Annotated in this window: 12 protein-coding genes and 1 tRNA gene; 8 read left to right on the top strand and 5 right to left on the bottom strand. The window is 71.1% G+C overall.

The window, feature by feature from the left end; genetic code table 11:
- Window positions 1-38: 38 nt before the first annotated feature.
- Window positions 39-839: an amino acid ABC transporter ATP-binding protein gene (locus tag ABD197_RS04625; RefSeq protein ID WP_344052065.1), complete on the bottom strand. Its 801-nt coding sequence runs from the start codon at window positions 837-839 to the stop codon at window positions 39-41.
- Complete coding sequence (locus ABD197_RS04630; protein ID WP_344052067.1) at window positions 836-1,909, bottom strand: amino acid ABC transporter permease; 1,074 nt, start codon at window positions 1,907-1,909, stop codon at window positions 836-838. Before ABD197_RS04630 ends, ABD197_RS04625 begins: the two co-directional genes overlap by 4 nt.
- A 234-nt stretch (window positions 1,910-2,143) precedes the next feature.
- On the opposite strand from ABD197_RS04630, the gene ABD197_RS04635 reads away from it, so the two are divergent.
- Window positions 2,144-2,998, top strand: a complete 855-nt coding sequence (locus tag ABD197_RS04635; protein WP_344052069.1) for a sulfurtransferase — start codon at window positions 2,144-2,146, stop codon at window positions 2,996-2,998.
- A gap of 9 nt (window positions 2,999-3,007) precedes the next feature.
- Here the strand turns inward: ABD197_RS04635 and ABD197_RS04640 are convergent, their stop codons facing one another.
- Together ABD197_RS04640 and ABD197_RS04645 are read right to left on the bottom strand one after the other, a co-directional pair.
- The gene (locus tag ABD197_RS04640) at window positions 3,008-3,505 is read right to left on the bottom strand and encodes an NADPH-dependent FMN reductase (protein ID WP_344052071.1); all 498 of its coding nucleotides are present in this window, start codon (window positions 3,503-3,505) and stop codon (window positions 3,008-3,010) included.
- A 173-nt stretch (window positions 3,506-3,678) separates the two neighbouring features.
- Window positions 3,679-3,754, bottom strand: a tRNA-Met gene (locus ABD197_RS04645).
- A gap of 107 nt (window positions 3,755-3,861) precedes the next feature.
- Between ABD197_RS04645 and ABD197_RS04650 the strand changes: the two genes are divergently transcribed.
- From ABD197_RS04650 to ABD197_RS04670, 5 genes are all read left to right on the top strand, one after another.
- Entirely contained in the window at window positions 3,862-4,467 is a 606-nt protein-coding gene (locus tag ABD197_RS04650; RefSeq protein ID WP_344052073.1) for a hypothetical protein, read from the top strand.
- Window positions 4,468-4,570: 103 nt separating this feature from the next.
- A complete protein-coding gene (locus ABD197_RS04655) occupies window positions 4,571-5,236 on the top strand; it encodes a copper resistance CopC family protein (RefSeq protein WP_344052075.1) in 666 nt (221 codons plus the stop codon).
- On the top strand, window positions 5,233-5,766 hold the full coding sequence (locus ABD197_RS04660) for a copper chaperone PCu(A)C (RefSeq protein WP_344052077.1): 534 nt from the start codon (window positions 5,233-5,235) through the stop codon (window positions 5,764-5,766). Before ABD197_RS04655 ends, ABD197_RS04660 begins: the two co-directional genes overlap by 4 nt.
- Complete coding sequence (locus ABD197_RS04665) at window positions 5,767-6,990, top strand: Dyp-type peroxidase (protein WP_344052079.1); 1,224 nt, start codon at window positions 5,767-5,769, stop codon at window positions 6,988-6,990.
- A gap of 47 nt (window positions 6,991-7,037) precedes the next feature.
- Window positions 7,038-10,049, top strand: coding sequence for a hypothetical protein (locus ABD197_RS04670; protein WP_344052081.1), 3,012 nt, complete (start codon window positions 7,038-7,040; stop codon window positions 10,047-10,049).
- On the opposite strand, the gene ABD197_RS04675 is transcribed toward ABD197_RS04670, so the two are convergent.
- Window positions 10,036-10,443 carry a YccF domain-containing protein gene (locus tag ABD197_RS04675; RefSeq protein ID WP_344052083.1) on the bottom strand — a complete coding sequence of 136 codons (408 nt, stop codon included), beginning with the start codon at window positions 10,441-10,443 and terminating at the stop codon, window positions 10,036-10,038. The two genes, ABD197_RS04670 and ABD197_RS04675, sit on opposite strands and share 14 nt — an antisense overlap.
- A 36-nt stretch (window positions 10,444-10,479) precedes the next feature.
- Between ABD197_RS04675 and ABD197_RS04680 the strand changes: the two genes are divergently transcribed.
- Together ABD197_RS04680 and ABD197_RS04685 are read left to right on the top strand one after the other, a co-directional pair.
- The gene (locus tag ABD197_RS04680) at window positions 10,480-11,412 is read left to right on the top strand and encodes an ABC transporter ATP-binding protein (protein WP_344052085.1); all 933 of its coding nucleotides are present in this window, start codon (window positions 10,480-10,482) and stop codon (window positions 11,410-11,412) included.
- On the top strand, window positions 11,409-12,536 hold the full coding sequence (locus ABD197_RS04685; RefSeq protein ID WP_344052087.1) for an ABC transporter permease: 1,128 nt from the start codon (window positions 11,409-11,411) through the stop codon (window positions 12,534-12,536). Before ABD197_RS04680 ends, ABD197_RS04685 begins: the two co-directional genes overlap by 4 nt.
- Window positions 12,537-12,544 lie beyond the last annotated feature (8 nt).

A 12,544-nucleotide genomic window follows, 5' to 3' on the forward strand; every position in this document is an offset into this window, starting at 1 on the left:
TCTCTTTCGGGTGGTGCGTTCTGAGCCGACGGGGCGCGTCAGGCCAGAACCTTGGCGAGGAACTCCCGCGTGCGCGGGTGCTCCGGGTTCGTGAGGACCTTCTCGGGGGATCCGTCCTCGATCACGTGACCGCCGTCGATGAAGACGACGCGGTCGGCGACTTCGCGGGCGAAGCCGATCTCGTGGGTCACGATGATGAGGGTTGTGCCGCCGCGGGCGAGATCGCGGATCACGTCCAGCACTTCGCCGACGAGCTCGGGGTCCAGCGCACTCGTGGGCTCGTCGAACAGCAGCACCTTGGGGTTCAGAGCGAGGGCGCGCGCGATCGCGACGCGCTGCTGCTGGCCGCCGGACAGCTGTCGCGGGTAGTGCTCCGCCTTGTCGGTGAGGCCGACCCGCTCCAGCAGCGACAGGGCGAGCTCGCGCGCGGCATCCTTGCTGAGCACGCCGAGGTCGACGGGCGCCTCGGTGATGTTCTCCAGCGCGGTGAGGTGCGGGAAGAGGTTGAAGTTCTGGAAGACGATGCCGATCTGCGTGCGCCGCTTCAGGATCTCCTTCTCGCGCAGCTCGTAGAGCTTGTCTCCCCGCCGCTCGTAGCCGATCAGCTGCCCGTCGACCGTGACCGATCCGCGATCGACGGACTCGAGGTGGTTGATCGTGCGCAGCAGCGTCGACTTTCCCGAGCCGCTCGGCCCCAGGATCGCGACGACCTCGCCGGGCGCGATCGTGAGGTCGATCCCGGAGAGCACCTCGACCCCCGCGTAGGACTTGTGGACGTTGTGGATCTCGACGAGTCCCGTCGTCGTGATCCGCGGAGCGGCAGCGGTGTGCGTGCTCATCGGGTCTCCTCGTTCGCGTCGATGGCGGCATCCGGCCGGACGGGAAGGTCGGCGGATACGGGTTCCCGCGGAGGTGCCTTCGCGCCGTCTTCGCCCAGGCGCGCCCACTGCACCGCGGTCCACCGGCGGAACCGCTGCAGGGGAGTCGGCGGCAGCGTGCGGACAGATCCCCGGGCGTAGTACCGCTCGATGTAGTACTGCGCGATGCTCAGGATCGTGGTGATGATCGTGTACCAGACCACCGCCACGAGCAGGAGCGGGATCACGCGGCTGTTGCGGTTGTAGATCACCTGGACCGCGTAGAACAGCTCCGGGATCGCGATCACGAACACCACCGAGGCGCCCTTGACGAGGCCGATCACCTCGTTCGTCGCGTTCGGGATGATCGAGCGCATCGCCTGCGGGAGGATGATGCGGAATAGTCGCTTGCGGGCCGGGATGCCGAGCGCGGCAGCCGCTTCGTGCTGGCCCTGGTCCACGGAGATCAGGCCGCCGCGGATGATCTCCGCCGAGTAGGCAGCCTGGTGCAGACCGAGCCCCAGGATCGCCGCCGCAAAGGCGCTGATGAGCTGGACGGTCGGGAACTCCACGATCCAGAAGTCGGTCGTGAACGGCGTCCCGAGCCCGAGCGTCGGGTAGAGGTAGCCGAGGTTGTACCAGACGATGATCTGCACCACGAGCGGCACCGAGCGGAAGAACCAGATGTACGCCCAGGAGATCGAGTTGAGCAGCGTCGACTTCGACAGCCGGCCCAGCGCCAGCACCGTTCCGAGGATGAAGCCGATGGATGCCGAGATCGCGGTGAGCGAGAGCGTGTAGCCGATGCCGATCAGGACGGGCTCGGAGAAGAAGTACGACGCGAAGACGTTCCACTCGTAGTTCTCGTTCGTGAACAGCGACCACACGAACTGCGCGATCGCGAAGATCAGGATCGCGCTGAGCACCCACCGGAACCAGTGGCGGGTGTGGACGACGCGCACGTCGCCGAGGTCGACGCGTTCGGCCCGCGCCGGTGGGCCGCCCTGTTCCGGCGCGGATACCGCGACGGGCGCTGTGGTGATCGTGCTCATGTCTGTTCCTCTTCGGTCGGAGGCCGCGGAGGGGACCGCGGGTGCTCGGCAAACCTAGGAGGGCCAAGCGGCGGCCGCACGCCGCGTCATCACATGACGCAATGACCGGTCATCGGCCGTAACACGCGCTCGGTGCGCCCTGCGGGACGGACCGATGTGTCGCCGGGGGTCGTCTGATTTCGGTGTGTTTCACCCCGCCGCGACAGCAGGCGCGGAGGTCCGGAGACTCGGTGTATGCCCCTGCTCATCGACGCTCACGAACTCGCGTCCGAGATCGATTCGGGGCGTCCTGTGCGCCTGCTCGATGTGCGGTGGAGACTGAATGCGCCGGAGGGGCGACCCGCCTACGTCGCGGGGCACCTGCCCGGCGCCGTCTACGTCGACCTCGAGCGCGAGCTCGCCGAGACCGGGCACCCCGAGATCGGTCGGTATCCCCTCCCGGCTCTGGCGGACCTGCAGCACTCCGCCCGGCGCTGGGGGGTGAACGACGGCGACCTGGTCGTCGTCTACGACGACAACGATGCGGTCGCGGCCGCGCGGGCGTGGTGGCTGCTGCGGAGCCGCGGCGTGGACATCCGGGTGCTGGACGGCGGCATCCGCGCCTGGGTCGGTGCGGGCTTCCCGGTGCAACGCGGAGATGTCCTGCCGAAGCGTGGTGACATCACTCTGAGGGACGCCGACCCCGGTGTCGCGACGATCGACGACGCCGCCCGGGCCCCCGGCGAGGGCCATCTGATCGACGTCCGCGCACCCGAGCACTATCGCGGACTCGCCGCCGGCACCGAAGCCGCCGCGGGGCACATCCCCGGCGCCCTGAACATCCCCACCGTCGCGCACATCGCGCGCGACGGCACGCTGCGCGCGCCCGCGGAGATCCGGGCGACCATCGAGGCGGCATCCGTCGACCCCGACGCGCCGATCGTCCTCTACTGCAGCACGGGGATCGCTTCGGCGCACTCGGCGCTCGCTTTCGCGACCGCGGGGATCGATGCGCGCCTGTTCATCGGCTCATGGAGCCAGTGGTCGCTCGCGCCGAACCGGCCCGTCGCGGTCGGGCCGACGCCGACGGGAGTCCTGCAGGGCTGGTGAGTCGCGGGCTCAGCGCGCCTGCAGGTACGGCCACTGCCCGTCGAGCCACTCCGCGATGATCCGGGCGCGCTCGTCGGATTCGGACGCCGGGAACGCGAGCCCCCGCGTCGGGACGGAGGCCCCGAGTTCGACGAGCAGGGGGCGCAGGGTGTGCTCGACGGCGAGCGTGTGCGCGGGGCTGCCGATCGTCAGGATCGGCACGGCTGTCACGGACGCCAGCCCATTCGTCGGATAGCGGTCGAGGAACGCCTTGAGCAGCCCGGTGTAGCTGGCCTTGTAGGTCGGGCTCGCCACGATCAGCAGGTCTGCGCCGGCGACGCGGCCCAGCAGCTCGTCGATGCGCGGTGCGGGGAAGCGGAAGAGCTCGTCCGCCACGTCGGCGAGGTCGATCGTCGGGTGCACCGTCGCGTCGCTGCGTCGAGCGAGCTGCGCGGCGAGTTCTTCCGCGATGAGACGCGTGCGCGACTGAGGCTGCGGGTTGCCGACGAGGACGACGATCGAGGACATGGCTGCTCCTGGGTGCGTGGCGGCGGTCCGAGCCGCCTGGATCCGCACGTTACCGACACTTGCCGGCCGTCGGTGCGCCGGGCGTAACAGCGCGGAACGGGGGGGGCTGCGCTCGCGCCCGGATGTCAGTCCGAGGCGGCAGGAGCCGACCCAACCGTGGCCGCACTGAGGAGTGGACGCGACGGCGGGAGTCGAACCCGCAACGCTGCCGGGTATGAGCCGGAGCCCGGGACCGCCCGGATCGCCGCGATGTCTTGACGCTAACCCGATCCTGCGGCAGGCGTCCGGATTGTGAAGGGGGGTTGCGCAATGCGTCGGCGTGTGACGCCTCGCGCGTGGTGCGGCAGACTGGAAGCATGACCTCCCGCGCGATCCGCACCCTTCGGGGCGGCATCGCAGCGGCCGTGGCGATCGAGGTCGCCCTGCTCTCGCACGTGCTGGCCGGCGGCGCCGCGCCGGACGCGCTCCTGGTGGCGCTCACGTTCGTCGTCTCCTGGATCGTGTGCCTCGCTCTCGCCGGCCGCCGTCTGTCGCTCGTGCGCCTCGCGCTCGCGGTCGGGCTCAGCCAGTTCGCGTTCCACGCCGCCTTCAGCGTCTTGGGCACGCCTCAGGCCGCCGCCGCGAGCGGTGGCGTTCACGCCCACCACGCGATGACGATGGATGCCGCTCCGCACGCGACCGCGATGGTCGCGGCGGACCCGCTGATGTGGGCCGCCCACGCCCTGGCCGCGGTCGTCACGATCGCCGCGCTGTACCGCGGGGAGCGGGCCGTTCGCGCTCTGCTGGAGCCGCTGGTCACCCTCGTCCGCGCGGTCGTGCACGTCGTCATGGTCACGCCCGCGCGCCCGCGTCGGCTCGCCGCCGCCCGCATCGAGAACAGCGTCCTCCCAGGCCGCCGCTGGGTCGCCGAGCCCGCGACGCGGCGCGGGCCGCCGCGCGGCATCCTTCTCCCCGCGATCTAGGCGACCTCCGCGTCGCCATCGGAGTGCGCCTCGTCCGCGAGGCGCTGCCCGCGCGTACGCCGACGGACGGCTGTGCCCGGGCGAGAAGAGAAGGAAGTGCGCGATGCGTGCACGGCGTTCGGTGTTCCTCGGCGCCGCCGTGATCGGTGTGCTGATCTTCGGATCGGCGCAGTCGGCCGCGGCCCATGACGAGCTCGTGGGCAGCGACCCCGCCTCGGGGGAGGTGCGGCAAAGCCTGCCCGAAAGCGTCGAACTGACGTTCTCGGGCGAGCTCATGGAGCTCGGCGCGATCGTCGAGGTCCGCGACGCGGGCGGCGTCGATCACGCCGCCGGCGACCCCGAGATCGACGGGACGGTCGTGACCGTCCCGGTCGACCCGGGCGGCGGCGACGGCTCGTACGCCGTGGTGTGGCGCGTCGTGTCCTCTGACGGGCATCCGATCTCGGGATCGGTGCCGTTCGTGGTCGGTTCACCCTCCCCGGAGCGCACCGACACGCCGTCCGCGACGCCGACGCCGACTGCCGTCGACGCCGAGGCGACGGATGCCGCGCCGCCCGCCTCGAGCGCGTGGGCGCCCGGCGGCTGGGCGCGCACGGCGGCTGTCGCCGCCGGAGGCGCGACTCTCGCTCTCCTTCTCCTCATCGTGGGGATCACCCTCGGTCGCCGGCGAGCCGCCGCCGACCGCGCGACCGGCATCCGATCCGGCGCACCGGCTGAATCCGCGAAGCGCGCATCCGCGCCCGCACCACACGAAAAGGACCGTTCATGAACACCCTGCACACCCGCACACCGCTCGCCGCCCTGGCGGCGACCGCCGCACTCCTGCTCGCCCTCACCGGCTGCGCGGGCACGGCGACCGCCGAGCCCTCGGCGACGACCGCTCCCGAGGCCGACTCGATCACCGTCGAGGACGCCTGGGTCAAGACCGCCGAAGAGGGCATGTCCGCCGCGTTCGGGACGATCGAGAACACCGGCGACACGGACGTGGTGATCGTCGGTGCGAGCACCGCGGCATCCCCGATGATCGAACTCCACGAGACCGTCGAGGACGACTCCGGCGCGATGGTGATGCGCCAGAAGGAGGGCGGGTTCGTGATCCCGGCCGGCGACCACCTGCACCTGGAGCCCGGCGGCAACCACATCATGCTGATGGGCCTCGCGGACCCGATCGTCGCGGGCGACGAGGTCACCTTCACCCTCGAATTCGAGGACGGCTCGACGCTCGAGTTCACCGCTCCCGGCAAGGACTACGAGGGCGCGAACGAGACGTACGAGGGCGACATGGACATGGATCGGTAGATGTCCCGCCACGACCCGAACGACGGTCGTGCGCGCCTCAGCCGGCGGCAGCTCCTCCTCGGAGGAGCCGTCGCCGGCGTCGGGGCGGTCGCGGCCGCGGGAGCGGATCGCATCCTCGATCCGCCCGCGGCCGTCGCCGCACCGGAGGAGCTCAACGGCACTCAGACGATCGCCTTCCACGGATCCCGCCAGGCGGGCGTCGACACTCCCGTGCAAGCGCATGCCGCCTACTTCGGGCTGACTCTGCGTCCCGAGGTCGATCGTGCGGCGCTCGCTCGGCTCATGCGGATCCTCACCGACGACGCGGCGCGACTGACGCAGGGCGAGCCGGCGCTCGCCGACTCCGAGCCCGAGCTCGCGCTCGTTCCGGCGCGGCTCACGGTGACGTTCGGCTACGGTCCCGAGTTCGTCCGGCGGGCCGGCGGCCCGACCCCTGCGTGGCTCGCGCCTCTGCCCGCGTTCACGATCGACCGGCTCGAGCCGGCGTGGAGCGGCGGCGACCTGCTCGTGCACGTGGCGGCCGACGACCCCATCACCGTGGCGCACGCGAGCCGGATGCTGCTGAAGGACACTCGCTCGTTCGCCGAGCTCGCCTGGACGCAGATCGGATTCCGCCGCGCGTACGGATCGGAAGCGCACGGGGTCACGATGCGCAACCTCTTCGGGCAGGTCGATGGCACCGTGAACCCGACGCCGGAGACCACCGACTTCGATCGGGTGGTGTGGATCGACGCGCCCGGATCCTGGCTGCATAACGGTACGAGCCTGGTGATCCGGCGGATCAGCCTGAACCTCGAGACGTGGGACCGGCTCGACCGCTCGGGCCGGGAGCAGTCCGTCGGGCGCACGCTCGCGAACGGGGCGCCGCTGACCGGAGTGAACGAGCGCGACGAACCGGACTTCGCGGCGACGACCCCGCTCGGTTTCCCGGTGATCGCCGACTTCTCGCACCTCCGCCGCGCGCGCAGCGACGATCCCGACGAGCGGATCTTCCGCCGTTCGTACAACTACGACCTTGCGGGCACCGGCGGCGCGATCTCGGACTCGGGGCTCATCTTCGGGTCGTACCAGCGGGACGTGGCGCGGCAGTTCACCCCGATCCAGAGGCGCTTGGACGAACTGGACCTCCTGAACGAGTGGACGACCCCGATCGGGTCCTCCGTCTTCGCCCTCCCGCCGGGCTGCGCGCCGGGCGGGTTCATCGGGGAGGGCATCCTCGGCTGAGTCCTCCGCCCCGAAAGCCCCGCAGTGCCGAGATCTAGGATGAGGGGATGGCGCAGGCGACACGGCGGGGGATCCTCGCCGTCGTCACCGCGATCGTGCTCCTCGCGCTCGGCGCGGGCGTCGGCGTGGTCCTGGGCGATGCGCTCGGCATCCGCACCGAACCGTCCGCGCAGATGACGCCCGCCGCCCCCGTCGCCCCCGCCTCGGCGACGGTCGTGCTGCCGCCGGAGTTCACCGAGGTCGAGGCGCCCGACACCGAGCGCATGCGGGTCGCCCTCGAGAGCCTCTCGGATGCCGCCGCCGCGGCATCCGGAACGGCGGGCGCGGCATCCCTGACCGTCGTCACCGGCGCGGGCGACCCCGCCGATGAGACGTACGAGCTGACCGGGACCCCCGATGCGCTGCGGGTCGAGGCCGCCGGGGAGGCCGGAGCCGTCCGCGGCGTGTACGACCTCGCCGCGCAGATCCGGGCCGGCCGGTCGGTGGCCGAGCGGCTCGGGGAGACCGTGAGCTCGCGCCTGCCGCTGCGTATGGTGGACATGGGGGCGGTCGCGGTGGAGCCGGACCCCGCGCAGTGGGAGGCGGGCACCGACTACTCGCACGCATCCAAGGCGTTCGCCGACGTGATCCTCGCCGACGCGCCCTACATCGATCAGGAGTCGCTCGCGGACGCGTACGCGGACTTCGACGCGTTCCTCCGGCATTCGCTCGCGAACGGGTACAACGCGGTCGCCTTCCCCGGCCTCGTCGAGTTCCTCACGTTCGACGACGTGCAGGTCTACGCGGCCGGCGACGACCATCGCGCGAAGGCGCTCGCGCTGCGCGACGCGTTCGCGCCCATGTGGGACCGGGCCGACGAGCTCGGCGTGAAGGTGTTCCTCCGCACCGACATGCTGACCCTCACGACCCCGCTCGAGCAGTACCTGACCGATCAGTTCGGGTCACTGGACACCGAGAACGCCGACCTCTGGGACGTGTACGCCGCGGGCCTCGACGAGCTGTACGCCGCGGAGCCCGCCCTGGACGGTGTCCTCATCCGCATCGGCGAGGCCGGCCGCGTGTACGACGTCGACGGCTGGGACGCGTACTCGAAGCTCGCCGTCACCTCGGTCGACGCCGTCCGCACGATGCTGCAGACGCTCACCGCGCAGGCCGAAGGCGCGGACCGCGAGGTGATCTTCCGCTCGTGGAGCGTCGGGATCGGCGCCGTCGGCGACATGCACACGAGCGACGCCTCGTACGACGCGGTGCTCGGCGGGATCGACTCGCCCGCCCTCATCGTGTCCACGAAGTACACGCTCGGCGACTTCTACAGCTGGCTGCCGCTGAACACGACGCTCGCCCAGGGCGACCAACGGCGCATCGTGGAGTTCCAGAGCCGCCGCGAGTTCGAGAACTTCGGCGCGTTCCCGAACGACCTGGGCACGCAGTACCAGTTCGCGCTCCAGGAGCTGCTGGCGGCGAATCCGAAGATCGAGGGCGTATGGACCTGGACGCAGGACGGCGGCCCCTGGCGGGCGGGCCCCATGACGCTCTACCTGAAGGCCGGGTTCTGGCAGCTCTACGAACTGAACACGGTGCTCGCCGCCGACCTCGCCCGCGACCCCGACGCCGATGTCGCCCGCATCATGCAGGACTGGGCGCGGCAGTGGTTCTCGGAGGACCCGGCGACCGTCGACGCGATCGTGGGGGCGATGACGCTCTCGCGACCGGCGATCGAGCAGGGCATGTACATCCAGCCGTTCGCTGAGCAGCGGGTGTTCGCGATCGGCCTCGAGCCTCCGCCGATGATGTGGATCTTCGAGTGGGACATCCTCACCGGCGACTCCGCCGTGCTGGATGTCCTCTATGCGATCTCGCGCGACGCCACGGGCGGAGACATCGATGCGGCGATCGCGGGCGGTGCGCAGGCGGTGGCGGATGCCGAGACGATGCGCGACCTGATCTCCTCCACCGACCCGGCCACCTGGCGCGACGCGGCGCTGCGCGACGCCTTCACCGGGACGATGGACTACGAGGTGGACGTGCTGCGGCTTCTGACCTCGTACCGGGCGATGATCCTGCACCAGGCGCAGTGGCACGACACGCTCTCTCCCGACGCGTACGCGACGTGGCAGTCCGACCGCGACCGGTTCGAGGCGCTCGCCGCGCAGCACGTCGAGACCTACGCCGGCGACATCGACTTTCCGGCCTTCAACCTGACCGCCGCCGAGCTCGGGGTGCAGCGCGCCGACCGCGACCTCGCGATGGCGTGGACCGCGCGTGTGCTCCTGCTCCTGGCCGGCCTGTGGCTCGTGATCGGAATGGTGTCCTCGCGCACCCGCCTCGTCCGCCGGCCGGGTGCGGCGGCGGCACGTGCCGCGTGGCTCGGGGCGACCCGCCCGTGGCGTGCGCGGGAGTCCACCCTCGGGATGCTCGGCACGGACCGGGTGCTGCTGATCGGCATCCCGGCCGCGCTCCTCGTGGGCACGCGTGCGGTGCAGACGTCGTTCCTCTCGTGGACGCACCTCGCGCTCACCCTCGGCGCGTGGCTCGTGTTCGCGCTCGTCGTGCGCCTTCTGGTCGGGCGCCGCTCGCCGTGGCCCGTGATCGCCGCGGTCGGCGGCGTGATCGTGCTGCGATGCATCCTCGCGCTTCTCGCGCTGTCCTTCACGGGGCCCGGCGGCTACTGGTTCGCGTTCTGGACCGAGCCCGTGCCGCGGACGCTCTACATCGCGGTGGCGTTCGCTCTGTTCGTGTGGGTGTTCGTCGCCGCCGGGTGGGCGCTCAGCACCCAGCTCGGCGCGCGGCGGGCGACCGGTGTCGTGTTGACCGGTGTGGGCGCGGGGCTCGCTGTGCCGGCCGCGGTCGTCGCCTTCATCGGGCTCGAGCGGGCCCTCACGCTCTGGAACGACGAGATGGGGCTGCTGCCGTGGGGCCTCGCACGCATCCTCGGCATCACGGTCTACCTCGACATCCCGGTCTCCGCCGCCTGGTACGCGGTCGGAGTTGGCCTGGTGATCGCTGCGGTCGGGGTGCTGCTGACGCTTCCGCGGCGCTCGCGGATCAGCGCGACGTGAGCGTCTGATCGAACGCGCCGCGACGCGTCGAGACGATGTCCTTGCCGAGCGGCATGAGCGAGACCGGCACGAGCTTGAAGTCGGCGATGCCGAGCGGGATGCCGATGATCGTGATGCACAGCGCGATGCCCGAGACGATGTGACCGAGCGCGAGCCACCAGCCCGCCAGGATCACCCAGACGACGTTGCCGAGGAAGGATCCGACGCCCGCGGTCGGCTTGGAGACGACCTCGCGGCCGAACGGCCACAGTGCGTACATGCCGATGCGGAAGGATGCGATGCCCCACGGGATCGTGAGGATGAGGATGCAGAGCACGACTCCCGCGAGCAGATAGCCGAGGAAGAGCCAGAAGCCGGCGAAGATCAGCCAGATGATGTTCAGGAGCGTGCGCACCCGGTCATTCTGGCAGGCCGCGCCTAGGGTGAAGTGATGACCCCCACCATCACGGCGTCGGGTGTGCGCCGCTCGTTCGGCTCCGTTCCGGCGGTGCGCGACATCTCCCTGCAGGTCGAGCCCGGTCGCGTGACGGGCCTGGTCGGTCCGAACGGCTCGGGCAAGACGACCCTGCTCCTGATGCTCGCCTCCCTCCTGGCGCCGGACGCCGGTCAGATCCGCATCGGCGGGATCGATCCCGTGGAGGATCCGTCGGGGGTGCGACGGATCATCGGGTGGATGCCGGACGCGCTCGGCGCGTGGGGGTCGCTGTCGGCGCGCGAGACCCTCTTCGTCACCGGCCGCCTGTACGACCTGCCGCGCGACGCCGCCCGCGACCGCGCGGAGGAGCTTCTGCGCATGGTCGATCTGACGGCCCTCGCCGCGTCCCCCGCGCGCGTGCTCTCGCGCGGTCAGAAGCAGCGGCTGGGGCTCGCTCGTGCCCTCGTGCACGACCCGCAGGTGCTGCTCCTGGACGAACCGGCCTCGGGGCTGGACCCCGAAGCGCGCGTCGGCCTGCGCGTCCTCCTCCGCCAGCTCGCGGCGCAGGGCCGCACCGTCCTCGTCTCCAGCCACATCCTCGCCGAGCTCGAAGAGGTCGTCGACGACGCGGTGTTCCTGGTCGCGGGGGCCACGGTGTCCGCCGAACGCGTCGCCGCCGCGGCACGGAGTCTTCGTACGTGGCGCGTGCGCGTCGCGGATGCCGACCCCGCGGTATCCGTCGAGGCGATTGCCGCCGCTCTGCAGCGCGACGCAGCGACCCTCGCCACCGATCGCAGCGGAGTGCTCGTCGGCTTCGCCTCCGACACCGAGGCCGCCGCAGCACTGCGGGCCCTCGTGGAAGCGGGAGTCCCCGTGATCGAATACGCGCCCGCGACGGGGGACCTCGAGCACACGTTCCTCGACCTCCGCGACGGGAGTGCGTCATGAACGCCGCGCGCATCGGTACGATCTTCCGGCTGGAGCTCCTGCAGCGCGTCCGCAGCGTCGCCTGGTACGTGCTGCTCGGCATCTTCGCCGTGCTGCTCCTAATCGTCACCGCGCTGACATTCCTCGCGGTGCCGCCGGATCCGACCGGACCCGCGGGAAGCGCGATCTTCTCGATCATCGTGTACTTCGTCCTCCTGCTCGTGGTGCTGGTCTCGCCGACGCTGAGCGGGAACGCGATCAACGGCGACCGCGACGCGGCCACCCTGGCCCCCGTGCAGATCACCCTGGCGACCACCGCCGACATCATCGTCGGCAAGCTCCTGGCGGCGTGGGCGACCGGACTCGCGTTCCTCGTGGTGGCCGTGCCGTTCCTGATCCTCGCGATGGCCGCCGGTGGGGTGTCGCTCAGCGTGCTCCTGGTCTCCCTCGCGATCCTCGTGGTCGAGATCGGCGTCGTCGCGGCGATCGGCATCGGCTTCAGCGGCATCCTCGCGCGCCCGCTCTTCTCGGTCGCCGTGACGTATCTGGTGGTCGCGGCGCTCGTGATCGGCACTCTGATCGCCTTCGGACTCGGGACGGCGGCATCCCGCATCGAAGTCGAGTCGCGCTCGCGCTATCTCGAGCCCGCGCCGACGCAGTCGCTGCCGACCGTGCCGCCGGAGTGCATGACCGCGGAGCCGGGTCAGACCGAGCCCCTGCCGCAGTGCATGACGCCGATGCCGATGCCGGAGCCCCAGTACGTCTGCGGCCCGTGGTCGACGACCCGCTACGACTCGGCCCGCACCGACACGGTGTGGTGGATCCTGGCGGCGAACCCGTTCGTGATCCTCGCCGACGCCACGCCGTCACGCTTCGAGAACGGCTACCCGGTCGATCTGTTCGGCAATGTGAAGGTGCTCGTCCGCGGTGCCCAGAAAGCGCCCGAAGCGGTCCAGGAGTACGACGGCTGCGTCGAGGGCGAGCAGAGCTATCCGACCTCCGAGGAGCAGATCGCCGGGTCCACGCCGAGCTGGTTCGTGGGTCTGGGCGTGCAGCTCGTGCTCGCGGGGCTGCTGCTCTGGGGCGCCTGGTCGCGGACCCGCACGCCGTCGCGCCGAATGCCGCCCGGGACGCGCATCGCCTGAGTCGGGTG

The sequence above is a fragment of the Microbacterium lacus genome (assembly GCF_039531105.1).
GTDB lineage: Bacteria > Actinomycetota > Actinomycetes > Actinomycetales > Microbacteriaceae > Microbacterium > Microbacterium lacus.